Annotated in this window: 17 protein-coding genes; 8 read left to right on the top strand and 9 right to left on the bottom strand. The window is 62.8% G+C overall.

The genetic code is table 11. The features are described 5' to 3' along the window. Nucleotides 1–277: 277 nt before the first annotated feature. Entirely contained in the window at nt 278–463 is a 186-nt protein-coding gene (locus AB4Z42_RS02515; protein WP_442007528.1) for a hypothetical protein, read from the bottom strand. Between the two features lie 111 nt (nt 464–574). Then, complete coding sequence (locus tag AB4Z42_RS02510) at nt 575–748, bottom strand: hypothetical protein (protein WP_442007527.1); 174 nt, start codon at nt 746–748, stop codon at nt 575–577. 9 nt (nt 749–757) lie between these two features. Here AB4Z42_RS02510 and AB4Z42_RS02505 point away from each other — a divergent pair, with 9 nt between their 5' ends. From AB4Z42_RS02505 to AB4Z42_RS02485, 5 genes are all read left to right on the top strand, one after another. Next, complete coding sequence (locus AB4Z42_RS02505) at nt 758–1,534, top strand: esterase (RefSeq protein ID WP_442007526.1); 777 nt, start codon at nt 758–760, stop codon at nt 1,532–1,534. A gap of 148 nt (nt 1,535–1,682) precedes the next feature. Continuing rightward, a complete protein-coding gene (locus tag AB4Z42_RS02500; RefSeq protein WP_442007525.1) occupies nt 1,683–1,997 on the top strand; it encodes a type VII secretion target in 315 nt (104 codons plus the stop codon). A gap of 9 nt (nt 1,998–2,006) precedes the next feature. Beyond that, entirely contained in the window at nt 2,007–3,809 is a 1,803-nt protein-coding gene (locus AB4Z42_RS02495; protein WP_442007524.1) for a hypothetical protein, read from the top strand. Nucleotides 3,810–3,811: 2 nt separating this feature from the next. Next, nucleotides 3,812–4,207: a hypothetical protein gene (locus AB4Z42_RS02490; RefSeq protein WP_442007523.1), complete on the top strand. Its 396-nt coding sequence runs from the start codon at nt 3,812–3,814 to the stop codon at nt 4,205–4,207. 169 nt (nt 4,208–4,376) lie between these two features. Continuing rightward, on the top strand, nt 4,377–4,670 hold the full coding sequence (locus tag AB4Z42_RS02485) for a hypothetical protein (protein ID WP_442008098.1): 294 nt from the start codon (nt 4,377–4,379) through the stop codon (nt 4,668–4,670). Between the two features lie 114 nt (nt 4,671–4,784). On the opposite strand, the gene AB4Z42_RS02480 is transcribed toward AB4Z42_RS02485, so the two are convergent. Next, on the bottom strand, nt 4,785–5,558 hold the full coding sequence (locus AB4Z42_RS02480; protein ID WP_442007522.1) for an SseB family protein: 774 nt from the start codon (nt 5,556–5,558) through the stop codon (nt 4,785–4,787). A gap of 375 nt (nt 5,559–5,933) precedes the next feature. Between AB4Z42_RS02480 and AB4Z42_RS02475 the strand changes: the two genes are divergently transcribed. Beyond that, on the top strand, nt 5,934–6,620 hold the full coding sequence (locus AB4Z42_RS02475; RefSeq protein ID WP_442007521.1) for a sensor domain-containing protein: 687 nt from the start codon (nt 5,934–5,936) through the stop codon (nt 6,618–6,620). A gap of 280 nt (nt 6,621–6,900) precedes the next feature. Continuing rightward, complete coding sequence (locus tag AB4Z42_RS02470) at nt 6,901–8,526, top strand: peptide chain release factor 3 (RefSeq protein WP_442007520.1); 1,626 nt, start codon at nt 6,901–6,903, stop codon at nt 8,524–8,526. Nucleotides 8,527–8,628: 102 nt separating this feature from the next. On the opposite strand, the gene AB4Z42_RS02465 is transcribed toward AB4Z42_RS02470, so the two are convergent. Next, a complete protein-coding gene (locus AB4Z42_RS02465; protein ID WP_442008097.1) occupies nt 8,629–9,375 on the bottom strand; it encodes an EcsC family protein in 747 nt (248 codons plus the stop codon). Continuing rightward, nucleotides 9,332–9,694 (bottom strand): hypothetical protein, encoded by a 363-nt coding sequence (locus AB4Z42_RS02460; protein WP_442007519.1) that lies wholly within the window; start codon nt 9,692–9,694, stop codon nt 9,332–9,334. The genes AB4Z42_RS02465 and AB4Z42_RS02460 overlap by 44 nt, the downstream gene beginning before the upstream one ends. A 101-nt stretch (nt 9,695–9,795) precedes the next feature. Between AB4Z42_RS02460 and AB4Z42_RS02455 the strand changes: the two genes are divergently transcribed. After that, nucleotides 9,796–11,586, top strand: coding sequence for a GmrSD restriction endonuclease domain-containing protein (locus AB4Z42_RS02455; protein ID WP_442007518.1), 1,791 nt, complete (start codon nt 9,796–9,798; stop codon nt 11,584–11,586). Between the two features lie 396 nt (nt 11,587–11,982). On the opposite strand, the gene AB4Z42_RS02450 is transcribed toward AB4Z42_RS02455, so the two are convergent. From AB4Z42_RS02450 to AB4Z42_RS02435, 4 genes are read right to left on the bottom strand one after another with little or no spacing between them, the layout of a single operon-like run. After that, nucleotides 11,983–14,214, bottom strand: coding sequence for a 3'-5' exonuclease (locus AB4Z42_RS02450; RefSeq protein WP_442007517.1), 2,232 nt, complete (start codon nt 14,212–14,214; stop codon nt 11,983–11,985). Next, complete coding sequence (locus AB4Z42_RS02445) at nt 14,215–20,517, bottom strand: DEAD/DEAH box helicase (RefSeq protein WP_442007516.1); 6,303 nt, start codon at nt 20,515–20,517, stop codon at nt 14,215–14,217. A gap of 3 nt (nt 20,518–20,520) precedes the next feature. Beyond that, the gene (locus AB4Z42_RS02440) at nt 20,521–21,213 is read right to left on the bottom strand and encodes a hypothetical protein (RefSeq protein ID WP_442007515.1); all 693 of its coding nucleotides are present in this window, start codon (nt 21,211–21,213) and stop codon (nt 20,521–20,523) included. 5 nt (nt 21,214–21,218) lie between these two features. Next, nucleotides 21,219–25,811: an Eco57I restriction-modification methylase domain-containing protein gene (locus AB4Z42_RS02435; RefSeq protein ID WP_442007514.1), complete on the bottom strand. Its 4,593-nt coding sequence runs from the start codon at nt 25,809–25,811 to the stop codon at nt 21,219–21,221.

The raw sequence follows: 25,811 nt of genomic DNA, 5'->3' as shown, positions 1-25,811 counted from the left end.
GCTGACGATCTCGTCGTCCGCGCTGATCAACTACTTCACGTAGTAGCTGCACGGCTGGAGCTTAGCGCGAGTCTCGGCAACGGTGCGAGATTTGGAGGGTAAATCTCCGGTCAATTCACGACGGCCGAGTAGGCGGCGTGCCACCGACCTGCTGACGCCGTTGGACGGTGGTAGATCCGCTTGGCGACCACCCGACTATCTGACCGGACTCGTTCTGCACGGCAAGCTGTCATTATTCAATTGATGACGGCCTCCGGCGGCACCACTACGAGTTCATTCAGAACGGATCGACGCCGACGAACATCCCGCGCCCGGTGGCGTCGTTTGTGACGCGGGTTTCGTCGAAAGACGGTGCCTCGGTCCCGCCCTTGAGTGGTGGGGCTGGTCGTAGCGCAGCTGTCACCTCTCCCCTGCTGCCCCCGATAATGGCCAGTCCATAGTTGAATTCGCCGTCGGGTTCCACGCGAGCGAGTTTAAATTGCGCCGCTCTCACTCGGCGGAGTGCCGGGAAAGCCTTCGGCGCGTTCACAACTGACATGCTAGGAGCCGGAACCGAGCGACCCCGCCTGGACTCCTACCGGCAGCGCTTGATGGACTGCTTGAGGTCCCAGACGATCAGCGCATCGCAGAGGAAGGTGGTCTGCAGCCGCGTCGCAAGCATCGTCGCGATGCAGGAGCTGCCCGCTATGGGGTGAGCCGCGGTGCGAGGATAGCGAACCGGCCGTGCCGCTGATACCAGGTGAGGCATGCTCCATGCATGAAGAAACGGCACCTCGTGATGGCGGTCGCGGTGATCCTCGCCGCGGCGGCGTGCGACAGCTCCTCCAAGCCGGCGGCGTCGTCGGAGGCCGTGACGACGCCGCCGACAGCGTCGACGTCAGCGACGACCACCACGTCCGCCGCGCCGACCACGACGGCTACCGCATCCTCCGCGTGCACCGAACTCAAGGGGAAGGTTGGCGACGCCAAGCTCTGCACGGTCCACACCGAGACGCCGAACTACACGATCGACATGAGCTTTCCGGTCGACTACCCCGACCAAGGTGCGGTGGCAGATGTCCTGACCAAACAGCGTGACGGGTTCATCGAGCTCGTCGAGGAGCCGCCGGTCCGCGATGTGCCCAAGGCGCTCGACATCAAGTCGCAGACATTCCGATCGGGGACGCCGACCACGGGTACCGAAAGCCTGGTCTTCGAGGAGTACAGCAACTTCGGCGGCGCTCATCCGGTGACGAACTACGACGCCCTCAATTACGACCTGGCTAAGAAGGCGCCGATTACGTTCGACACGTTGTTCAAACCGGGGGCCGACCCCGTCGCTGTGCTCGATCCCCTCGTGCAGGACGAGTTGAAGAAGGCGCTGCCGGGCGCGCCCATCGACGCCAACCCCGTGGGCGCGGAGATGTACAAGAACTTCGCCCTCACCGATGACGCGGTGCTCTTCTTCATCAGCCAGGGCCAGTGGACCATCTCGGCCGCCGGACCGCAGACGGTCTCGATACCCCGCACCGAACTCGCGTCGATCCTGGCCTGACGCATCGGCGATCGCGGGGACACCGCGCGCAAGTCGTGGCGTCAGCCGTCACCAAGCGACCCGGATCCGCGTCTCATCTTGGTGTCGATCACGGGTTATTGAGAGCGGTAAGGTTGGCTATCGGCTGCAGTTTGCTGGGGGGTGCGGAGTGTCGAATCCGAACGAGCCGTTGAAGGTTGATCCAAAAGAACTGCACGCGGCGGCGGACCAACTCGACGGACACGCAAGCGAGTTCTCGGCAACCCAGGAGAAGGCACTCTCGCGGGCCAGCCAGGCGAACCTGGGGTCGGGATTGTCGGCTGCCGCAGTGCCGCAGATGCTGGCAGCCTGGGAGACCGACAGCGCCCGCTTCGCCAAGCAATTCGCCACGAACGCGCAGGGACACCGCGAAGCAGCGACGCGCTATACGAAGACGGATACCACCGGCGCCGACGGGATCGACGATGCGGGTGCTGCGTTGTGAGCTGACACCGTGGCGCTGAACTTGAGGGAGCTGCGGGAGTGGCCGCCTGAAATCGCGGATCTGGCCGGTTCTACGCGTGAGGCCGCGGCCAACCATACGAATTCGGCTGACTTCTATCGGTCGTTGGCGACGGCCTCTACGTGGGAGGGCGACGGCGGAGACGCGGCGCGGGCGGCGATGGTGGCCACCGCCGGTGAACACGACGGGATGGCAGAGAGCCTGCGCACAGCGGCCACCGGCATGGAGCACGCCCAGCAGGAAGCCGAGCAGGTTGCCCAAATGATCACGGACATTCTCGATTACGCCGCCGAGGCACCCGCGGTACAGATCGACGAGTCCACGAACCAGGTAATCCCGCCGGACACTACGTATTTGGATGACGAGGCCGTGGCAAAGGTAGCGGCCAAGGTCGCCGACCTGCAGGCGCAGATCGCGGCGGCCCTGGCGCGGGGGGAAGGAGTGGACGCCGACCTGGCGGGGGCGATTGCCACGGCCACAAGCACACCGTCTCCCAAGGTGACGACGGCGTCCTCGGTGAAGGACCTTTTGCTGCCCGGCTCTGGGGAACAACAAGCACCACCGTCCGGCGACAGCGCGTCGCAACCGGACAGCCTAGACAGTGCGCTCGATCAGCTCGCCGGAACACCCGGCCCAGCCTCGTCAGGCGCCCAGTTGGTCGACGGTTCTGCGGCACCGGTTCCGTTGAATCCGGCCAAGGTCGAACAGTTCAGGGCGTTAGCCCGGCAGACGATGCTTCGCGATGGCGTGCCGCCGGATCAGATCGAAGCGCGCCTGGATGCGATGGTCGCCGCGGCACGACAACCGCTCAAGCCCTATACCCCGCCGGAACCGGACAAGATGCCGCCGCCCGGCTTCGCAGAGGGGTTTGCCGATCGTTGGTTCGAGAGTGAACAGGGCATCAAAAACCTGATCGGACAGGGCGGTCCGGGGGCACCGGGTGTGTGGGAGTCCTGGCGTGACCTACTCGAGAGCACCAACGACCAGTTCGCCAACCCGGCTGGAACAGCTGTCGAGGAAGTCAAGAATGCGCTGAACTCGCCGAGCGCGGCGTATTACCTCGGCGGGAAGGCAGCCGAGGGTGCCATCGCCGCACCTGGCGTCATCTTTGGCGGCGAAGGTGCTCTCGTCGCACGAGCCGGCGCACTCGACGACCTCGCGGGCTTAGGCGCTATTCCTCATGAGGTCATCGACGTGCCCAGTGGACACCACAACTCTGCCGCTGGAGATTTTCCAACACCGCTGGCTGGAGAGTATCCAGCAACTGACATTTGGGATTACTCCGACGGTTACTCGTCTCACGCTCCCGAAATCGCATCGAATCTCAACGATGCCTTCGTCAACGGGCAGCCGACAGTTGACCTTGCCCGGCAAGTCGCAGACCTGTGCACACACCACATGCCGGGTGCATCCGACATGGCGAACGCAGACCGAGTGGTTCTGGGGAAGTGGGCTGGAATGGATGATGGATACATCGGTGAAGCGCGGAGCCACGGCGGTATCTACTTCGACACCGGTGACGCAACCTGGAAAGCCCTTGGGCACGGACTCAGTGATGAGCAAGCGAGAACTGTCACATGGCACGTGAATGAGCAGTTCCTGCTCACGCAGCTGGAAAATGGAGTTCCTCGTATTGAATATGTTTTGCCTGATGGATTCGACAGTGTCGAGCAGGTTGCGGCGGTGCAGAGGCGATCATTCTCAGCACTCGAGATTAACTTCCTCAAGGAAAACGCGGCCACATATGGTTACACCCAGCGTGGAAACTCATGGGTCTATGAGGGAGGCAACTAGCAATGAATCCGATTGAGCTAGACCGTTTTCTGGAGCCAACGCTGTCGAAAGCCGGATTCGTACTCGACGAGATGCAGGACCCCATTGTCTACGGAAACCGTCCAGCGTGGGCGGTGTATTACCGCGGCAGTGACTGCAAACTCCAGGTCTGTTGGTCGGCCCGCGAAGGCGGTATCGACTTCATGGTCGCACTCCCTGATGCACCGAATGAGTTTGGGCTTACCAACAACTCAAAGAGGTGGCACTTCATGCTTCTTCTCAGCGATGCGCAAGATAACTTGGAGACGCCGGGACTGGGCGCAGACGATGACACGATATTGACATGGCTCCAGTCGCTATTCGACACACACTTTGAGCCCGCACGCAGGGTATTGCTTCAGAGGCGTGCACGAGAGTAGTGCCAGCGAATGTGTGACCGGAATTGGTCGTCGGTGGCCGGCAGGGCACAGCCTGGTGGGTCTTCTTGTCAGGTTCCTTGGATGTTGACTGCGGCCATGGTGCATCTAGTTTCGTTGCATCGTTATGGTGGCAGCGCTGGGTGTTTCGACCGTTAGGGCGACCCATTTGATGGACGCAGACCGGATCAACGAAGCAGTCGTTGCCAGTATCGGGGGATCGGCGATACCGCGAATTGATCGCCAAACGCTCATCGACCGCTACGGCGAGAGTGAGGGAAAAGCTGTCGCAGATCGGGTCGTCGAGATAGTCCGGGAAGCCGTTGCTATGCCAATCGATTGGGGCAACATGACCTTGGCCGAAGGCGTCAACGACATCATGGGGAGATTCAGCCAGCTGCATCCCGAACTATCGTCCGAGGCGCTGGAGGAAATTGGCCGATGCGTCGGCTGGAACCTCCGGTGAAACCGTGCGGGCCCTCGACGTCGACGCCCAGAAGGCAATTGCGGCTGACTGCCTGGCCATAGCCTGATCAGTCGCGTCTGACGCATCATCGAGTCTGCTACTGAATTACATTCCTCAACCAGACAAGCCGGAGCCGATTTCGATTTCGTCCTTAGAGAAGGTAATTGATGGCCCAGCAGGGTTTATGACTAGTCCGCTATACCCATCCGCGCGAATCATGTCGAGCACTTCTTGTGTGGGGCGCGCAAAAAAGGCATCCGATACGTTGAAAGCAACGACCTCCGGAGCGCTGGTGAAGCACAGGAGGGCGCGTGAGCCGTCGGCTAATAGCGTCGAACGAACCCTCACACTGCCCGGGACGGATGCTTCGTCCGCGGCCAGCAGCATCTGGCCCTCCGCCAGGAGCACCTGCAGGACACCTTGCCTGTCCGTATGGCCCGCGTGCATCACGGCAAGCGCTGTCTTCAGTGGCTCATTGTTCGGATTCCGCAGGGCAAAATCGATGTGTGCGGCCGCTAAAGCGCACGTTGGACCTGCGGGATCGATATAGAGCCAGTCATCGCGTTGTCGCCGCGCCAGCTCCAGCGCGCCAGTCGCCGGCGTGACCATCGACTGAGTTTGAGTCTCCGGCGAATACAGGCGCGCGATCTCCTCCTGGCACGTGAATGCGAACAGCGCCCGACCACCACGTGGCCCGGTGCCGCCGCGGATCTGCAGCCGAGACCCTCGACGAAAAGAACCGTCTACGGGCGCGTCTGATCCAGTGACGTCGAAGAGCAGTTCGCCGTACATGCATGACCGGAGCACGTCTAGAGCGCGTCGCTGCTCAGGCTGGGCCGCGAACTCGCCGACAGCTCGGCGGACGGTCGCATTGTCAACCAGACTCATGATCTAGCCCACCTTCCTACCCCGGATCCCTGCTGCAACCAATAGCACTAACGGTGCCCGCACCGCGTTCAATAGCGGTGACGCATTTCCGCCGATCGACAATCGAACAACGTCGGTGCGCAGCGACCCCAGCAATACAACTATTGCCGCAACGTTCCAGCAGGGTCTGCAAATAGCACAGCTGCAGCGACACCGCACGCTCGCTGAGTTATTGCGCGCCGTGCTCGACCCGTTATGAAATGCATTGGTCATCGTGACCAGGAAACGCCGTTCGACCTCGCTTAGGCGTCAACGGTGCTGCTGCATCATTTCCTCACGCGCCATTGGGGGATCGCGCTACGAATCGGTTGCGCACGCCTTGGCGGGAGGGGACATATGCGCCGACCCACGACCGCACTTGCGGTTGCAGTCATCTCCGTTCTGGTCACCGGCTGCGTCAGCAATATCGGCAACGCCGAGTCTGTGACCCCCACCAGAACGATGATTCCGCGCCCGCTCGTCGAGCGTGAACTGGTTGAGTTGCTGCTGCGCCCCGACCAGGTGAACGTCGCGATGGGCACGGTCGGGATGACGGTAACAAGCGCCCAGAGCTCGATGTCCGACAACAGCGCCACCATGGCGCCCGCGGAATGCCTGGCCGTCGACGGCGCGGCGGAGGCGCCGGTGTACGCCGACAGCGGCTTTCGGGCCGAGCGTGATCAGAGCCTCAACAACGGCGATGACTTCACGCACTATCTCAAGCAGGCGGTGGTGTTGTTTCCCACGGTGGAAAAGGCCCGTGCGTTCCTGGATGCCTCCGCCCAGCAGTGGCCGGTCTGCAGCGAGTACACCCATACGCAGAGCGGGTCGCAGTGGTCGGTCGGGCGGATCTCCGTCGCGAACGACACGTTGAGAACCATTGCGGTGCAACGGGATCACGCTGCTCCCGGTTGGGCCTGTGGACGCGCGCTGGAGCTGCGGAACAACGTCATCATCGACATCAACACATGCAGCGCCAATCCCGGCGACTCGGCGGTGAGGATCGCCGACCAGATCGCTGCCAATGTCAGCGCGCGGTGGTAGGCCGGGTACGACGAATTGGCCGCAAACGGCCTGGACTTTATAGCGACTGGCGCTTAGAACTGCTCGACGAGAGCGAGCGTCGGCTGATCGCGGCGCTTCGTGACTGGGCGCCGGTTCGTGGCCGATCGCGTAACGGTCAATCCAAAGGTGCTCTCAGCCCGGTAGTTGGTCGAGCCAGTCGGATTCCCCGTCGACGGGTGCGGCGTTGATCACGATGGTCGGGACACCGCTTGGCTCGATTACTGGTTTGCACTCCGGAGCCAATACCATCGCGGGTGTTATGACCGACAACGCCGTGGCCGCTGCGCCGACCGCCGACGCCTCGCGACCTGGGCGTATCTCCGCTGAGGCGGGCCGCCGGAGGACGTTCGCAGTCATCAGCCATCCCGACGCCGGCAAGTCCACGTTGACCGAGGCGCTGGCGCTGCATGCCCGGGCGATCACCGAAGCGGGCGCGGTGCACGGCAAGGCGGGCCGTCGCGCGACGGTGTCGGACTGGATGGACATGGAGAAGGCCAGGGGCATCTCGATCACGTCGACGGCGTTGCAGTTCCCGTACCGCGATTGCGTCATCAACCTGCTTGACACCCCGGGCCACGCCGACTTCTCCGAGGACACCTATCGGGTGCTGACGGCTGTGGATTGCGCGGTAATGCTCATCGACGCGGCGAAAGGCCTTGAGCCGCAGACGCTGAAGCTGTTCCAGGTGTGTAAGCACCGTGGGATCCCGATCATCACGGTGATCAACAAGTGGGACCGTCCCGGGCGCTATGCCCTAGAGCTGGTGGACGAGATCCAGACGCGGATCGGGCTGCGGCCGACTCCCCTGACGTGGCCGGTCGGCATCGCCGGAGACTTCAAGGGCGTGCTGGACCGCCGGTCCGGGGATTTCATCGGGTTCACCCGCACTGCGGGTGGTGCCACTGCGGCGCCCGAGGAGCACATCTCGGCGGCCGACGCGCATGCTGCCGCCGGCGTCGATTGGGATACCGCGGTCGAGGAGTCCGAGCTGCTGTCGGCGGACGGCTCTGATTACGACCTTGAGTCGTTTTTGGGCGGTGAGTCCACCCCGACATTGTTCACGTCGGCGGCGTTGAACTTTGGGGTGAATCAGCTTCTCGATGTGCTGGTCGGTTATGCGCCGGCGCCGAGCGGAGCCGTCGACGTCGACGGGGGGCCGCGTGCCATCGAATCACCGTTCAGCGCTTTCGTTTTCAAGGTGCAGGCCGGGATGGACTCCTCGCACCGCGATCGCATCGCCTACGCGCGGGTGGTGTCGGGGACGTTCGAGCGCGGGGATGTCCTCACTCATGCGGCGACGGGCAAGCCGTTCGTCACGAAGTACGCGCAGTCGGTGTTCGGCCAGCAGCGCGCGACGCTGGACAGGGCGTGGCCGGGTGATGTGATCGGGTTGGCCAACGCCGCGGCGCTGCGGCCAGGCGACACGTTGTATGTCGATGTGCCCGTACAGTATCCGCCGATACCGAGCTTCTCGCCGGAGCATTTCGCGGTGGCTCGCGGCGCGGATCCGAGTAAGCACAAGCAGTTTCGCCGCGGGATCGAGCAGCTGGAGCAAGAGGGCGTTGTTCAGGTGCTGCGGTCAGACCGTCGCGGCGAGCAGGCGCCGGTACTGGCGGCGGTGGGTCCGATGCAGTTCGAGGTGGCAACGCACCGGATGGCCACCGAATACAGCGCCCCGATCTCGCTGGAGTCGCTGCCGTATCAGGTTGCGCGGGTCGTGGATCCTGCGGACGCCGAGTTCATGAGCAGGCAGGTGTCATCGGAAGTCATGACGCGCACCGACGGCGTCATGCTGGTGCTGTTCTCCACGCCGTGGCGACTGGAGGGTTTCCAACGCGACAACCCCGATGTGAAGCTTGGGTCGCTGGTGGCGGCTGAGGGTTAGGGCGCGACGTTTCGCCCGCCTGTGTCGGCGACGCGGGATCGACGCAATCGTGCTGAGATCAAGATCGTCGATGGCGTCGGGTCAGATATGCTATGACGACCGTCAGCGGTCGAGATCCATCGGAATATGCGACGGGTCAGGGCCCGGCGCGTCATCGTTAAGGTCGTCCGACGCGCGTTCGGCGTCGACAATTTCATCGACTAACGGCATCTCGGTAAATTCGAGGTCGAGGACGTCAGGAGCCCACTCCGACGGATCGAGCCCGTACTTCTCGGCGAGGAACCGCAATCGGTAAGCGGCCTGGGCCCTATTAAACGTGTTCTGTGCGAGGCGGGCGTTGAGGCCGCCGTTGATAACGGCCCCGGCAACTGGAACTACCTGCGCGAGCTTCTTTTTCGTCAAATTGAATCCGAGCGATGTCACCACCTTGTGGATGACGTTCACCATCTGGTGCCGCTGGAGTTGCCTCCACGTAGCTCGACGCATCATGTCTTGCGTTAGCCTCGAAAGCGCCGCCAACGACGCGGCTTTCTCGGCGGCACTCCCAGCCGATGAGTAACTGAGCACGCCCGATGCGAAAACTTGCTCCTCTGGCTCACGTACGTCATACCCGTAGTGAGCGGCGACGAGGGCGACGATCCTCCCCATGCCGACCATGACAGCGGTGACGTCGACAACGATGGCGCCCACAGCTACGCCAAGAGTGGTCCCACCCGATACGCTCGACGCGACAGTAGCTCCTGTAACAGCAAGAGAGGTCGCGGCTCCTTGGCTTGCCGCAAGGGCGACGTATTTCTCTTTGCGTCTAGGGACCGATCGATCGCAAAATTTGAGGTCGAGTTCTCGGATGCCGTCGTACGACGATTATGTCCATGCCTTCCGACGCGAACGTCGCGAAGATCGTGGCGGGGCTCACCGAATTGAGACCTCGTTCGACGAACGTGGTGTGCAGACCTGCCAACGCCTTCTGCATTGACGCATCCAGTACGTCGACCGCCTTGTCGGCCCCCGGCACACTGTCGGTGATGCCGTTCTTCGCCTTTGCGGCGACATCCTTTACCTGTGACCTTGCGGCGTCGGCTAGCCGTCCGAGTCGGCTTGCCTCCGGCGACTTCTTCGCTGCTTCCTCAAAGAGTGAAACCCAAGCTTTGCGCTTATAGTCGGACATCACTGATTGCTCACCCGCGGGCATCAGGGGAGGTTACCCACAGCGGGCGACAGCAACACCCACGCCTACACATCGGCGCCAACTCCTGATATCCAAGACGCATGGCCAAATACACGGTGACCCAGTCCGCGGTGTCTCACCTGCTCTCGCAGGTGGCCAGTGAGCAAATTGCCATACCTGAACTGCAACGGCCATTCGTGTGGGACAGCGTGAAGGTCCGTGATCTCATGGACTCGCTGTACAACGGGTACCCGGTTGGCTACCTCATCACGTGGCAATCGATCGGCGCAGCACTCAAGGGCGGATCGGTCGCAGCCCATCAGCAAATTCTCATCGACGGCCAGCAGCGGGTGACGGCCTTGCGTGCGGCGGTGGCAGGACTCCCGGTAATCGACAAGAAGTACAAGAAGGTTCGGATCGTCATTGCGTTCAATCCCCTGACGGAAGAGTTCGCCACACTGACGCCGGTGCTGAGGAAGGACTCACAGTGGATCTCCGACATCAGCGAGTTCTTCAATGCACCTTCGACATATGGCTTGATCAGCGAGTACTTTGCGGCCAATCCGGAAGCCGACAAAGCGACTGTCGAACACAACATCCAGCGGCTCGCAGACATCCGCAACGCCCAAATCGGGATCATCAATCTCGCCGACGACCTCGACGTCGAAACTGTGTCCGAGATCTTTATCCGGATCAACAGCAAGGGTGTGCCGCTCAGCAACGCCGACTTCGCCATGAGCAAGATCGCTACGTACGGGGAGCGCGGTCGCAGTATTCGCAAGCTCATCGACTACTTTTGCCACCTGGCGATCGCACCCCACGTCTATGACGACATCCGCGACAACGACCCAGAATTTGCGTCGACTCCGCACTTCGATGCGATCGCTTGGTTAAAGAACGACTCAGACGACCTGTTCGACCCGACCTACGGTGACGTGATCCGCGTAGCAGGCCTGGTCGGCTTCAGTCGTGGTCGAGCAGCAACAATCGTAAGCGAGCTATCTGGGCGCGATCCCGAAACGCGGACAGTTGACGAGGAGCGCATCCCCGTGGCCTACGACCGACTTGAACAAACACTTCTCGAGATCGTCAAGCGGTACAACTTTGAGAACTTCCTGATGACGATCAAGTCGGCGGGCTTCATCGCGCCGAAGATGATCGGCTCGAAGAATGCGCTGAACTTCGCTTATGCGCTCTATCTCCGGCTGCGTGCCGATGGCGACCTCTCTGAGGGGGAACGTAAACATATCGTGAGGCGATGGTTTGTGCTATCGCTGCTTACGGGACGCAGCACCGGGAGCTTTGAGACGATCTGGGAGCTCGATATCAGGCGTATTGCACAGCAAGGAGCCGTGAACTATCTCAAGCAGCTCGAAGAGGGCGAGCTTTCCGACGCATTTTGGAATGTGGTGCTCCCCAACGCGCTTGAGACCACTAGTGTCACGAGCCCTTACTTCCAAACCTTCCTCGCATCACAAGTATCAGCGGGCGCTCGGGGATTCTTGTCCAAGCACATCTCGGTCAAAGAGATGACCGAGCTCTCGGGTGACATTCACCACGTCGTTCCCAAGGATTATCTGCAGAAGAACGGCTATCCCGACCGGGGAGACTACAACCAGGTTGCGAACTTCGCACTCACGGAAACCTCGATCAACATCGCTATCAGCAACAAGCCCCCGCAGACATACCTCGCAGAGGTCGACACGCAGATACAGGACGGCTTCCTCAAGCTTGGCGAGATCAACGACCGCGACGACCTTGCTCGAAATCTAAGCGAAAATGCCTTGCCCGCAACGCTTTCTGAAGTCACGAGCGCTAACTACAGCGAGTTTCTTTCTGAGCGGCGAAAGCTCATAGCCAACAAAATCCGTGCGTACTACGAACAGCTTTGATTCGAATCGCTTTCGGGGGTAGGTAGTGACTGGCGCATGGCGCCGGCTTAGCTCAGGATCACGTCTTAATGGCTACGCCGGCGGAATGAGTGCACAGCTCGGTAATCTGCGTTCTTGACGAATCTCCGGGTACGGTTTACAGATGGCGCTCATACGGTCGATGAAGCCCGACACCGAGCCGGCTCGTCCGCCGCGTACAGAGGTCGACTGCCTCTACACGACGGTTATAGACAACGGAGGTCGCAAGCTCCTCCGACTGGCGACCTTGGGGTCAGACCACAGAAAGCGCGAGCCGAAGCCAAGTCAAATCATTGAGCTAAGCCAAGAAATTGCCGCAGAACTAGTGGCGGTCATAGCTCAGACATTCCCGGGTATTCAAGAATCCGGCAGTCAGGTCTAAAAAACGGATTTCGAGGAACTTGCCCCAAGCAGCTCCGACCGTTGTCCGCTCCACGTCACTACAAGCGCATCTCGTGCACGGCTGCTAGCGACGTAAAGCAGAGAACGTTCCCGCAACATTGCTTCTTCGCGTTCCTCGTCAGGGACGTGCCGCAACGCCGCCGGCGACGGCACATGCTTGTCGTCGGCGCCCGATAGAATTACCCGCGAGAACTCCATCCCCTTCGCGCGGTGCATCGTCAACACCAGCGGCTGACCCGGAACCGCCGCCGACCTGTCGACCGCACGAACCTGAACACCACGTTCGCCTAGCCCGCGCACGAATCGATCCCGCTCCTCTTGGCTTCGCGTCAGGACCGCAATGCTCTCCGGCACAACGCTTTCCTCGTCGAGCCATCTCTTGATCAAGTCCGCAACTGTTTGGAGCTCAGCGGTTTGGTCAGCACAGGCGATCAACTCAGGCTCGGGTCCGCTTCGCGCCGACCGATAGTCACTCGTCTTCTCGTCCTCTTGCTCCAGATCCGTGTAGTGAGCTCCGGACAGGACACCCACTGCGAAGGCAAGATTCTGTGCAGTGGTCCGATAGTTCAACGTCAGTCGTCGAGAACGACCAACAATCTTGATCCCGAAGCGGCTCAGGATAACTGGGCTCCCATAGATGCGCTGATGCGAGTCCTCAGCGATGAAGAGGTCGTTCGGCCCCTCTGGCGCCAGCGCCCGGAGCAACGCCCAGTGAGTGGCGTGGAGATCCTGTCCCTCGTCAACAATCACGTGATCAGCGAGGTGGCCGCCATCCGATTCCGATCTTATCCGCAACGATTCCGCCGCTAGCGCAAGTACCTCAGGGAAGCTAAGCGTCTCGTCCATGTCACTTTGTCGTCGATAGGCTTCGACGAGGTTCCACACCGCGATGCGCTGGGGGCGGCTTAGCCGCACTCCTCGACCGGGTCGCGGAATCTTTGCGTACTGCTCGAGCGTGGTGATGCGGTTCGCGAGAACCACGGCAATGTACTCACTCTCCAAAAACCCGGGTGTCGCCAACTTGGCGTCCAATCCCGGTTGGACTGTGGCGGCGACGTCACGCCAGACGGCGTAGGACGAGGTGCGCTGCGGCGGTACAACACCGCTGCGTCCAAACACTTGTTGAAATGCAGTGTTGGCGTAGGACCAGTTGTTGTCGACGACCGCTTTCGCTAGGGAGTCGATTCCCGCTACGTAGACGCCGACATCCCCAGGCATGTCAGCGATCACGACATCTGGGTCAAGCGCTGACAAGTCTGCCTTAAGCCCGTCAGCAAGCGCGGTATTGAATGTCGTCAGAATGATGCGCGCCTTGGAATTTGACTTCGCCAATCGCCGCGCGCGGTGAATCGCCACGACCGTCTTTCCGGTGCCGGCTCCCCCGGACAGCCTGAACGCGCCGCTTGTGTCTGCCTCGACGTACTTCCGTTGTTCGGGATGAAGGAATATCCGCCACGCCGCGAAATCACCGCCTTCGATCACGCGGCGCAACTCGTCGTTGTCCTCGATATAGGCGAACTGCATCTTGGAGGCTGGCCGGTCAAGAGCCTCAATGATCTTTGCGTCTTCGTCCAGGTTGGTGTCGACAGGTTTGTCCGTGAAGCCGTGTTTTTCGCGAATGGTGTCGATCGCGATGCCAGTCGCCAAGTCGAGTAGCGCACTGCCTTCCCAGTCCAGTGCGCCTTCCGCAGCATCGACGAGCGCCGATTCGTTAGGCGCCGCCATCGCTCGCTCCGCCACCGCGGTATTGATACCCAACCTGTCCGTCAAGTCAGACAGGGCGTACCCGACACCTGCGAGATAGGAAAGTTCGGCGGCAGGCGTCGGGGGTGGTGCGGGCGTGTCTGCAGCAGGCAACGTCGCCGCCGGTTCACCGATCAATCCTTCGAGCGTTCCATTGATCGGATTGACCCGAAGCGTTGCTCGTTCAGCGAGTTTGATCGCCTCATCGTGTCCCCACGTTCCCATGTAGATGTACGTGGGTCCGCTCGACTTGTCGTCCACCCGGAACAGCACCGCGCGATAGTGCAGATCGACACGCCCTGTACGAACCCGGGAGTCGACGGCAGCCTTCATCGGTTCGATGTGCAGCGAGGGTTGGGTGTCATCGGCACTGAGCTTCTCGAAGAAGTCGTACACCTTATTCTTGATTGAGCCGTCCAGCTTGGACATCGCCTTGCTGTTCGACGCAATGACTAAGTTCGCCACTTACATCACTCCATTCGATTGCAACATCGCGACGACCTGCTCGACATCCGCCGGACAAAGAGTCCAACCGCGAGGAGTTTCGCCGGACTCGAAGGACACGCCGATCCGGGCATCAACCCAAGCCATGTCAATGACGTCACCGCGATCGGTCTCATAGCCCAACTCCGGGACTGCAACCCCGGCATCGGCGAGCGCAATAATGAGCTCTCGCTCGGTATCTGAGACAGCTTCATCGAAGATTGTCTGCCACTCTGGTGCCAGGTCAACCGTTTCAGTGACGTCGGGAGCAGATGGCGCCGCGACGAGCAATGAGTGGGTGGTGACCCTGTGTCGGTCGCTGACCCCCAGCCAGTTCGACAGCCGTAACCACTCCTTCCACGCTTGGCCGTCAAGCAACTCCAGACGGTCCTCGCGATCGTCGACGGCGAGGACTGCGCGCGGCGGTTCGGTGGTGCTGTGGACACCTGTCGCGACCGTGACTCCACCAGCCACGTAGGTCCAGCAGACATCGATTCCCGCCTCGGTGAAGGGGGGCGATCCTTCGAGCACGGCCCGTGCGGCAACGGCGACGCAGTCGGAGTCGGAGTGGATGCGGTTGTCGTTGCGCACGAATAGATATGGCATCCAGGAACTGAAGTGCTGCCATGCCTCCACATCTGGAGCGACGATGAACTCAAGTAGTTGTGATACCGGGTCCTTAGACAGAAGGCGGATCAGGCCGGGCTGCACGTGGAACCGGCTGGTGACAAAGCTCGCCGCCTTCTGGTCGAACCAGGCGGGCTCTTCGGTGTCACCGGCTTTGAAGCGTTGCAGGTCTTCGTGGCCGAACGACCACACGAGGTAGCCCGCGCTGCGGAGCGCGGCCCGCTTGTCGGCATCATCGGCGACTCGGTTGCGGTCTTCGGTCCCGGCGTGGAAGGCGCGCCCGTCGGCGAAGATAGCGATTCGCGGAATCTCGGGATCAGCCGTCTGCAGCACGAAGTCGGGCTTGACGAAGCCAAGCGAAATCTGCGGCCGCAGTGACCATTTGCGCGGTGTGCTGCCCTGCAGCGTGATGGTCGCCGACGGCCCGTACGTGCCGGGCTTCTCGACGACGGCTGCACCCATGAACTTGAGCCGAGCGATGAACGCGCTGTAGAAGTCTCGTTCAAGGAACGACTCGTCGCTGAGCGGCGTGGGTGGTGGCGCCGTTTCAGTGACCTCAACCGTCCAGTCCGCAAGGTCGGGCGTCGCGTGGGAACCAACGTCGAGAATGTCGTCGAGGAGCTTGAGGGCGGTTAGCCGGGACACCTTGTCCATGTCGTAGGGCGCGGCGAACGGCAGCAGACAGCGGTGGCAGGCGAGACGGGCCTCGTCGCGGCACGGACATTCGCGTACGATCTGGCGGGCGGCGACGAGCACCGCGAAAACCTTTGTGTGATCAGAGAACTCGGCGAGATAACCGGTGCCACCAGGGACGGTGTCGTGGATGAGCAGTGCGCGACGGTCCGGTGCCCACAGTGCGTCGCTGATGGTAGCGACGTCGAGATGCTCGGGCGATCCGCCGATCACCTGGCGCAAGCCCAGCAGGATCGCAGCGGCGAGGCTGGGGTGGGCGAAGTTGTCGTACTCCATTTGCGGCGGCAGGTGCAGCAGGACACCCTGCGTTCGCAGCCGGCGCGCCAGGGCGATGTCACGGATGTCCTCACTGGGCGAGTCGCGCAGCCGGCACCAAGTGCGGTGCTCGTAGCGGCTATTGCGGCCTGCGGCCGCGTCGAGTTGGCCGCAGGCTGCGCACACACGAAATAGGCCGCTTGCCGATTCCTGCCCGGCGATCAGCCGCTTCTTGCCCTTCGACGTGCGCTTGCCCAGGTTGATCCACCGAATGTCCAAGCGGTGCAGGTACTCCGCGCCGAACGCCGAACTGGACCTGAACCAAGTGCGGCCTACTTGGGTGGGGTCGACATCGGCGGCGGTGACCACGGTGAACGGCTCGCGTTTGCGGTTGTCGCGCATGTCGTTGATGGTGGCCTCGTCGCGGCGGACCTCGGCCGAGACCCGTGTCATCTCGACGACGGGCAGGTGCTGGTTGACGTCGGCGATAGCGGTGCTGTGGCAGCGGGGACAGCTCGCTACCGGTGCGGGCGCGGCGCCGGATGGCCCGGTGCCGGCCCACCCGCACTGCGGGCAGACCTGCCAGGCGTGGATGTTGGACTCACCGGTGCCCAGGTCCACGGCGTCGATCGTTACGGCGAGACCCTGCGCGTAGAACGTGGCACCAGGGGCGAGTTCGGTGAGCGCCACGCGTGAGCCGCGCTGGTAGCTGAGCTCCTCGCCCATGTACTCGTTGCTGTCTGGGTCGATCCAGGTGACGCCCACGTCGAGCGTGACCGCGTCGTCGAGCAGCGTGTAGTTCGGCAGCACGCCGTAACGTTCCAGCACCGAGATCCAGTAGTCCCGTGTCAGCGAGTTGATCTGTGCACCAAGGAGTTTGAGTGATCCTTTGGCGATCTTGTAGGCGCGCCGGTCGTCGTCGGTGGCCGCCGGTGACGAGGCGCGGCGTTCGAACTCGGGCAGGTCGGCATCGACGGCTATCCGGCGGGTAGTGAGTTCGTCGAGGTCCAGTCGCCACTGATGGTTCGCGGCCATCAGCCGTTGTGTGAGACCACTCGGTCCTCCTTCGGGCGGGCCGCTGGCCCAGGCCCGCAGGCTCGCAACCGAATGCGCGCTCAGGTGCTCGCCGAACTGGCCCAGGAAGCGGTCGAGCAGTGCGGCGCTGTCGGTCGCTGCGGTCTCCAGTAGGCGCGAAAGCCAACTGTCCTCGCCATCGTCGCCAAGGACCGAGCGCGCATCGGTCGGTGGCTCGACCTGCGGGTCGCGGGCGAACTGGTCGACGATGTGGGCGACGTACTGGCGCTGCAGAATCTCCTCGGCGCTGAGGAACGTCGCAGGTGGGCGAACCTCACCCTGGATCACGGACAGCGGCTCGAACAGCTTCGGGAGGTGTTCGCCGCGGCCGCGGACATACGCCAAGATCAGCGAGTTCCCGGTGAGCCGCCCGGCGCGGCCGACGCGCTGCAGGTAGGACGACACCGACCGGGGCAGCGATCCGAGCATGACGGTGGACAGGTCGCCGATGTCGATGCCCATCTCCAGCGTGGGTGTCGCAACAAGCACGTTGGGCGCCTGTGGGTCAGTGCCACCGCGTTTGAAGGCGGTCTCGTAGTCGAGCCGCGTCTTGGTCGGGAGCAGACTCGTGTGCTCGCGCGCGACGACGCGCTTCATCGCGGTCGAGTCGTAGAGTCGCCGGTAGAAGTTGTCGGCCTTGGGAATTCGGCGGAGCCGGCCGGGGCAGCGGATTAGGATGCACGGTGCGCCATCGAGTTCCTCGACGGTGGTGGTGCTGCCGGGTACGGGTGTCTGGCAGATCTCGCACGCGAGCAGATGCCGAGCGTCGAGCAGCTCCGGCACGGCAGGCGCGCTGACGTGCACGGTAGCGGGCGCCAAACCGTAGACCGTGGAGCCGGTTTCGGTGGTGAGGGTCGCCAGCAGCATCTGCTCGGCGAGTTCGGCGAACAGTGCCTTCGCCAGGAAGGTGCCGTCCTGCGGGCTGACGTCCAGGCATCGCGACGTCCATCGGGCGTACCAGGACGAGGGTGCGGTGATCGGATCGAAACCCTCAGGCAACCCCCCGGTTCCGGACTTCACCGCCGGAAAGGCCGGTGCTGGACGGCCCTTCGGGAACGCGGGCATGCCCTGGCCGCGCGGCCGGCCGCCCCAGACGTGGTAGCGGTTGGCGTTCTTCTCAAGGTATGGCCGCAGCCACTCGTGGTGAATACCGCCGCGCGTTCGCACCCGCTCCACCGTGCCGCGCACCCAGCGTGCCAGTGCCTGGTCGGGCACCCTGGTCAGCGGGAGCTGGGCTGAATCGGCACGCTCGAGCGCGCGGCGCCCGAGAATCGGCGCCTTCTGCGGCGAACCCAGATACACCTCGGCGGCGACACTGCCGGTGAGTTCCAGGGTGCGGCCGGTGCGGGACTGCAGCCCGAACTCGAGGTCGATGTCGAACCGCAGCCGCCGTTTAGCTTTGTTCTCCGCGGCGCGTCGCGAGTTGGAGTGGGCGTTGGCCTGCCAGAACGCGACGAACTCGTCGCGGTCCACGATGTCGGGTGGCAGCAGCTGGTAGCGCAGCATGGGGTCGGTACCCGCGCGGGCGATGACGGCCTGGCTCAACTCATCGAGGTCGAGTTCACCATCGCCGAGTGCACTCCGCAGTGCGGTGCGCAACGTAAGGGTGTGCGAGCGGGCCTGCACGAACCCGGCACGGTGCGCGGCGTCCTGCACGCTGTCGGTGAACATCAGCGCCTTCTTCTCGGCGGCGTCGAGGTTCTCGTCGCCGAACAGGTTCGACAGCGTGACCGACAGCTGGGTCGCGACCGCACTGCCCAGGAACCGGATGCCGTCGGTGGCCCCGCAGGCCGGGCACACGTCCTCCTTGGACTGCTCGTCGGCCTCAGTGCCGACCAGGGTGAGCACCGGCAGCAGCCGTCCGTCGACGATGTCGGCGCTCTCGGGATCCGGTGTGGTGTCTAGGAGTTCGCGGTGATCCAGGTGGAACCACCGCAGCCCTTCGACGCCACCTGGCACCTGTGCCTCGGCCGGCGCGGAGATGAGCGCGCGGAAGCGGGACGCGCCCGCGGCGTGGTCGGCGCGGATCGCCTCGTCGGTGACGTCAAGCGCGGCACCCGTCGGCGCCAGGCGGACTCCCCATCCAGAGCGCCCGCAATGTCGGCAGTAGACCGCAGGAAGGTAGAGCTCGTGGTCGTCGGCCAGCGAGCCATCGTCGGACCAGCGGTATTCGGTGGCGGCGCGCACGGCCCGGTCGACGCGGCTGAGTTCCCGGATCCACAGGTGGACATCGACGCCGAGCGCCCCGCGGCCCGCCTCCGCGCGGACGTGCGAGAGCATCGCGAAGACGAACTCCAGGAAGCGGACTCGCGTGGCGTGCGTGCGTGCGGCATCGCGGTCGACGGCTACAGCCGGGAACACCCGGTCGGCCAAATCGGAAAGCGACACCGCGTCGACGGAACCCTCCAGAACCGCTTGGATGAATCGGTGGCGCTTGAGCTGGTCGAGTATGTCCGCAACGTCTAAGTCCGATCCGCTCGCAGGGGTGGTTGGCTGCGTAGGTTTCTCGAAGAGTTCGGCGAACACCGCGGCGGCGATGGCCTGGTTGTCGCTAGCGGTGTCAGTTGCGGCCTTAATCCGTTCGAGGGCGTCGGGTAGCCCTGGTTCGACGGGCCTCCACTCGGCGTCGCGGCTCCCGAGGCGTGCGCTGCGCCACTGGTCCGGGGTCAGTCGCGTCTCGTCGATCACCGCGTTGGCGTTGAAGGCCTCGCCGAACACAGTGTGCGCGAAGTCGCGCATGGCCGTCGGCGCCGCCCGCGAGCCGAGCGTCGCCGACGTCGCCACCGGGGTGATCCGGCCGAGCGGGCGCGCTCTGTCGGCGTCGGTCACTCGCGACGTCGCGGTCCAGTGACTCTTCAGCGTGAGGCCCAGCCGACGCAGCAGCATGGCGACGTCGGTGCCCTGCGCTCCGTCGTAGGTGTGGAACTCGTCGAGCACCAAGTACTGCAGTGATTCGGCGGATAACCGCCACATGTCGGCGCGGCGCGGATGCAGCAGCATGTGGTCGAGCATCTTGTAGTTGGTGAGCAGGATGTCTGGCGGCGCGTCGTGCATGAGCGCGCGGTCGGTGATCAGCCCGTCAGCCGACACCCTGGTGCGCCCGCCGCTGGACTGCTCGCCGGTGTATAGCCCCGCGGTGACGGCGGCCAGCGCGGAATCGTCAGCAATGAGTTTGGCGAGCCGCTCGGCCTGGTCGTTGGCGAGCGCATTCATCGGATAGAGGATCAGCGCCTTCATCCCCGTGACGCCCGACTTCCTCGCGCGCAGAACGTGATCGAGGATCGGGAAGAGGAAAGCCTCGGTCTTGCCGGACCCGGTGCCTGTGGTTACTAGCGTAGGTTGCGGGCGGTCCCCCTGCTTGGTCGATAGTTGCGCGAAAGCGCTAGCCTGATGTCCGTACGGCGTGAAGTCTTGCGGCCACCAGTCCAGGTGCTCGGCCCAGTCGTCTCCGGCCGGGGCGAACGGCAGCCGCAGCCGCACGTAGGGCCCCTTGAACATTCCAGTGTCGGAGTCGCCGACGAAGTCCGTCAGCGCTGACTGCGCGTCGGGGTCGGTGAGCGCGAACGTTGTTGCGAGGTAGTCGGTAAGGCCTTCACGGAGGTGTTCGGCCTGCAGGGTAGGAAGGAGTGCGCCCATCGGTTACATACCTCGTCCGGCGTTCCACAGTGTGTGATCGATCTCCCATGCGGTGATTGGTCGTTTCAGCCTGTCGCTAACGGCCGGTACGAGCGCGGCGATGAGCTCGCGCGCACCGATCGGGTCGACGACCACTCCCTGATGCTTGAACCAGCGCAATACCATTCGGTCGGGCTTGATCAGATCATCCTGACCGATGAGCATCCAGAGATAGTTACGCCGCACCGCGTGCGCACCCTCACCGGGGATCGTTCGCAGGTCCGCGTTCACGATAGTGAAGCGCTCTTCATCGTCGAACAACGCAATCGCATCGGCCAGGCCAATGACGCCGTGCGCTCGGAATACGTCGATGTGGCGGAGTACAGCGTCGGCTTTTCGAATTCCACCCCTGGTTGATGTGTTCTGCCAGTTGGTGAGTCGAATCAACTCATCGGCACTCAAGTCGACCAAGCGAGTAAGCGGCAATGGGTCAGTGCCGATCGGTTCGCTCATCGGGATGGTCGGCTGCTCGACGCCGAACTCCTTGGCGAGGCTGCGGACCAGCGGTACGACGACGTTGTCGTAGTGGGCACCGATACTCCACACCGCATCGACAATGCACAGGCTGAGGCCGACCCACCGTTGCTTCCGCGGTTGCGGATCGAGCGCGACAACGGCGTCGACGAGTTTCTCGAACTTCGCAGCGTCTACGGACACGTTGTTCATGCGCCCGCGACATCGCTGAAGTGCTTATGCGCCAACTCCATGTCGCGCTCACGGTCAACACCAACGAACGGCTCGACATACGTGACGCCATCGACCGTCAGGTATTCCGCCTTAACCGCTCCCTTCTTGCGGTACTCCGACGCCAGCTTGCCCGGCAGTTGGCGGCCGTTCACGTCGTAAAGTGCATCGCGCTCATACTTCTGCAGCACCGGGAACTGGGTGCGGTAGATCGTGAGCAATTCCTCGGCCGTGATGCCGAGCATGATCGCGACGATGGCATCGATCTCGACCAGAGCTTGGCGCCTGTCGCTGGCGCGACGCAACGGGGTCGCCCACTCCCACTTAGGGTTAATTGCGCCAAGCGGCGACCGGTGAGGGGAGTCGACGCCGATGTGAGGGACCCACGAATCTTGTTGCCATGCCTCGACGTATAGCCCTTCCCAGAGGGGTGCGTAAGGGCGAATGAGACAGTTCAAACGAAGGGTACGGAGGATGATCTGCGGTTCAAGACGGTGGTCGCGAATGTGCGGCAACTTCGAAAAGTTGCTCGACTTCAAATGCCCAGAGCTCGAGACCTTTACGAAGAAGTCCGAAACAATTGAGGCCTGGATTCCTGAAGACACGACGAGATCAACTAGCGGAATGCAACCAATTGAGTGAATGGTGTGTATGTGCGTTGGCCCCGGCGGGATCAACGCCGAGTGCAACGTGCGCACTGTGGCGACATCGCACATCTCGCGCCATGCTAGACGGTAATAGCTTGCACTCGGCTTTCCGGCCCAAATAGCATCTGCAGCCTTAAATTCGGCAAAAGACGTACTGACCTGGTAGTTAGTTCGAGGGACGAAATCCTCATTGACCTCATCGAGGTCGATGAGAGAATAGTCTTGGTTGCTCCGCATGGTCTCGTTTGACTGTTTGAAAAGCGGCATCCCCACTGTTAGATTCGGGCCCTGAAGGATCACCCGATCCCACGTGTCAGGAATGGCTGAAGCGGACTCGAAATATCCGCGCTTGCGGTCAGCCGACTCATGCCATCCGGCAGTCCATTCGAACTTGATCTCACCGAGCCGCGGTGCCCCCGCAATCTTGTCGAGTACTTCGGCGCTTTCTCGATTCACGGGATACAACATGCGGGCCTCATCCGGCGGAGTTCCAGGCTCGTCGATGAGAGCAGCCCAGCCGGCTAAGTGTGCTTGATCGACACGAACAATCCGGTCGCCATGCGGCGAAGAATCCCACTTATCTTCGGCATTCTTGATTCCTGGCGCAGGGCCGGATCCATCATGCAGGAGTGAACGAGTGGCAGTCTCGGGGTGGAAGAGCGAAGCGCCCTGAAGGAATTCAACGTTGCCGCGATCAACTCCGTAGATGTTGACACCGTACTGCCGCGTATCCTTGATCTCGGCAAACAACTTGTCCTCGTTTCGAAATTGCCAATGCCGTCGCAAACGTCGATACGTCTCTCGGCGAAGGCTCTTTGCCCGAAGCTCAGTGAAATGACTTTCAGGGTGAATCAGCGCGACGATGCCGGATGAGGCCATCGACCGCCAAGTCCGCTCCATGAAGCAGCGATACAGGTCGGGCTGCAAGGCAGTCAAGACTGGCCGATCCACACCAGAGCCAAGATGATCCGTAATCCCAGCCTGAGTCGCACGTTCGTCGAGCAAGAATCGAAGAGGCCCGGGCTGTTCTAGCAACGCCAAGCGCTTGGCCCCCTTTACCGCTTCGCTGGGCTTGTCGGCAAGTTGCCACCAAGGGTCGAATTCCGCGAGTACGCCGCCTTCGTCCCAGTCGGGCCGCACCCACGGTGGGTTGCCGACCTGCAAATCGAAGCCCCCACGCGTGAACACGGGCGCGAGATCCAACTCCCAATGGAAGAAGCCTTGCGCCTTGCTGATCGACTCGGCGACCTCGAGCCAAGGAAATCCACCGAGCGCTTTCTCGATCGAAAGTGCCTGCGCAAAAGTATGATCGGTGTCTTCGGCGAGGTCGAGTTCTTCCCAGCTGAGGTCGCCCGCGAGGCTGATCTGTCCGTACTTCTCGAACTTGCCCGCTTTCGGCGGCACGCCCAGGATCGCTTCGAGTCCACCAACCCACTGATCCCAGTCCGGCGGCTCAATGTCGACTGTCAGGGGCCAGGACCAGAGCCCGCACCAGGCGTCCATCACGCGGCGTAGACGTCGGTAGGCGCCGTTCTCGTCGTGCAGCACCCTTTCGATCTGTTCGCGGGTGACAGCCTTCTCGGCCGACTCATTCGCTTCAAGTCCCCACACATCGATGCTCCGGCGGATCTCCGACTCGGCGATGATCAACCGCCGTAGCGTGAATCCCCACAGCGTCTCGACGCGTTCGGCAAGGGACGCTAGACGCTTCTTGATCGCGGCGCTGGGGTTGCCGCGAATCCCGTTACGCCACAACCGCAGTTCTTCGCGCTTGTCCCGCGCGTACGTCTCAGCCTCGCGGGTGTCGATGACCCCACCCCAGCCGTGTGACGGCACCAGAAAGTGATGGATGCCCGCACCGATCTCATCGCCCAACGGGACGTCGTTCGGGGCAGTGGTCAGCCACGCCTTCTTGGCCAGCAGCGTCGGTGCATAGACCGCACGGCGTGCGCCGATCAGCGAGTTGCCGCGGCGAAGGTGCAGGCCGAACCACGGGGCCTGAAGGCCGGCGACCATCGTGTCCAACCACAAAGAGATCTCAGCCAGTTCCACGGCGGTCGCGTTGAGGTCCACCCCGTACACCTGGTGAAGGGCGATGTGCGCCTTAACCTTCTGCAACTCCTCCTGATACTTGTCGGCATCGATCACCTCGTGGCGATCCTCCTGTTGACGCTTGAGGTACTCAGCGGCGAGTTGGCGCACCGCCTCGATCGCGAACGCCCCCGATCCCAGCGCGGGCTCGCAGATCGTTAGGCCCAGGATCTGTTCGGGAGTGGTGCGCTCGTCGTTCTGGTCGAGCAATTCCTCGAGCGCCTGAGAGACGACGAACTTCGTCAACACCTCGGGCGTGTAGTACGACGCCGACTGCTGACGCTCGCGCCCGGCGAGCCGGAAGACGAAGGTGCCCTTGGCGTGGACGACCGGGAACTGCTCCCCCGTCGCCTCGTCCAACGTCGTCACGAAGTCCGACTTCGACAGGTGATCAGCACGCGAAACCGGCACCACCCAGGACCCCTTCTCCGGATCGCCGTTCTTGGCGACCTCATAAAGGTCTTCGGCGGCGAAGAACCCGGTGTAGGACATCAGCCCCTCGTACACCGCTCCGAGCTGGTTAATGCCGAGTTCGGCATAAGAGATGAACCCGCGGTCGGATCCCTTGCGGCCCTTCGACTCCTTTGACAGCAGCAAGTGCTGCAGCACATGCTGGGTAGCCTCGTTACTCAGGCCGACGTGGTCGATGAGCGCGGTGGCCTGCGGGCTGAAGAGGTCCGCGCGTAGCGCGTTGAACTCGAGACCGGGGGCCGGATCGTCGCCGCCGGTGGCTTCCGCGGTGCGCGGAGCGTGGCCGACGTCGACGAGCCGAAACAGCGTCGCCAGCGACTGGTAGAGGTGCGTGCCGGACTTCGCAGTCGGTGACACCAGCTCGGTCAGGGTGAGTTCGCGCAGCCGATCCAGACCGTAGCCCTCGCCGTACTCCGGTGCGCCTGAAGGCAGCACGCGCAACTCGGGGGACGCTTCGGCGTAGAGCAGGAACAGGATTCGGTAGAGGAAGCGCAGCGCGTGCTTGGCCAACTGCTGGGCGTCGATCTGATCCAGTGGCATGTCCTTCGCTGCCCGACGGCGCACCACATCGTTGGCGATGATCTCGATCGACAGCCGAATGCCCTCGCGCAAATCCTTCGACACCCCGACGGTGTGCTTGACCGAATCCTCCAGGACGCCAGTCCACCACATGTTGCCGTCGGCATCCGGCACCAGAGCCTGCCGGCCGAGAATTGCTGCGGTGCGGTCGAGTTCGCCACCGCGTTTCTCTTCGCGCCGCTCGGTGACCACCAACAGGTCGACCGCCAGGTACCGCCCTTCAGCCCAGCGTTGCGCCTCGGCCAGCAGCACCCACTGACCGGCCTGCACCACAACGAAGGCGGGTGGATCGTCGGCGCGGAACGCCGCGGACACCGCCTTCGACACCGAGACGATGGGCTTGTTGTCCTCCTCGCCCGCTTGGAGCAGAAGCCCGGCCCCCGGGTCAAGCAGGTCGTCGATCGTCTCGACGGGCGCGGCTTGCAGGAATAGCGTCCTTGCCACGCCCGCGAGTTGCGCGAGCGGAAGACGCAGTTCGGTGCCTGCGCGCTGACCGGTGTAATCGACCAACGGTTCGGGGAAGCCGAGGGCGCTCCGGATCAGGGTGTGCGCCGCAGCGGCACCGTCGGGGTTCTCGGCCAGCGTCGACAGCGCCGTTTGCACCTCACCGGCCATTCCCAGCAGCCGACGGCGCACCGTGTCCCTGCCTTCGGCGGCCTCGGCATCCCACTGCTTGCGCAGCTCGATCACCTTGCCTTGGAAAGACTCCCGTGGCGAGTCGGTGGTGAAGTAGTGCTCACTGATCCAGTCCTCGCCAACGACGATGGAATCGTAGGAGGGCAC

Source organism: Mycobacterium sp. 2YAF39, assembly GCF_052114565.1.
Taxonomy (GTDB): domain Bacteria; phylum Actinomycetota; class Actinomycetes; order Mycobacteriales; family Mycobacteriaceae; genus Mycobacterium.
The sequence above is the reverse complement of the archived record's forward strand: the minus strand, read 5'-3'. Positions and strand labels throughout refer to the sequence as shown.

What these genes read in the sequence shown, in the direction of transcription:
- AB4Z42_RS02455 (WP_442007518.1), top strand. Translation starts at nt 9,796, where the DNA reads ATGGCCAAATACACGGTGACCCAGTCCGCGGTGTCTCACCTGCTCTCG.
- AB4Z42_RS02445 (WP_442007516.1), bottom strand. Translation starts at nt 20,517, where the DNA reads ATGGGCGCACTCCTTCCTACCCTGCAGGCCGAACACCTCCGTGAAGGC.
- AB4Z42_RS02460 (WP_442007519.1), bottom strand. Translation starts at nt 9,694, where the DNA reads ATGTCCGACTATAAGCGCAAAGCTTGGGTTTCACTCTTTGAGGAAGCA.
- AB4Z42_RS02480 (WP_442007522.1), bottom strand. Translation starts at nt 5,558, where the DNA reads ATGAGTCTGGTTGACAATGCGACCGTCCGCCGAGCTGTCGGCGAGTTC.
- AB4Z42_RS02510 (WP_442007527.1), bottom strand. Translation starts at nt 748, where the DNA reads ATGCCTCACCTGGTATCAGCGGCACGGCCGGTTCGCTATCCTCGCACC.
- AB4Z42_RS02485 (WP_442008098.1), top strand. Translation starts at nt 4,377, where the DNA reads ATGGACGCAGACCGGATCAACGAAGCAGTCGTTGCCAGTATCGGGGGA.
- AB4Z42_RS02505 (WP_442007526.1), top strand. Translation starts at nt 758, where the DNA reads ATGAAGAAACGGCACCTCGTGATGGCGGTCGCGGTGATCCTCGCCGCG.
- AB4Z42_RS02470 (WP_442007520.1), top strand. Translation starts at nt 6,901, where the DNA reads ATGACCGACAACGCCGTGGCCGCTGCGCCGACCGCCGACGCCTCGCGA.
- AB4Z42_RS02475 (WP_442007521.1), top strand. Translation starts at nt 5,934, where the DNA reads ATGCGCCGACCCACGACCGCACTTGCGGTTGCAGTCATCTCCGTTCTG.
- AB4Z42_RS02490 (WP_442007523.1), top strand. Translation starts at nt 3,812, where the DNA reads ATGAATCCGATTGAGCTAGACCGTTTTCTGGAGCCAACGCTGTCGAAA.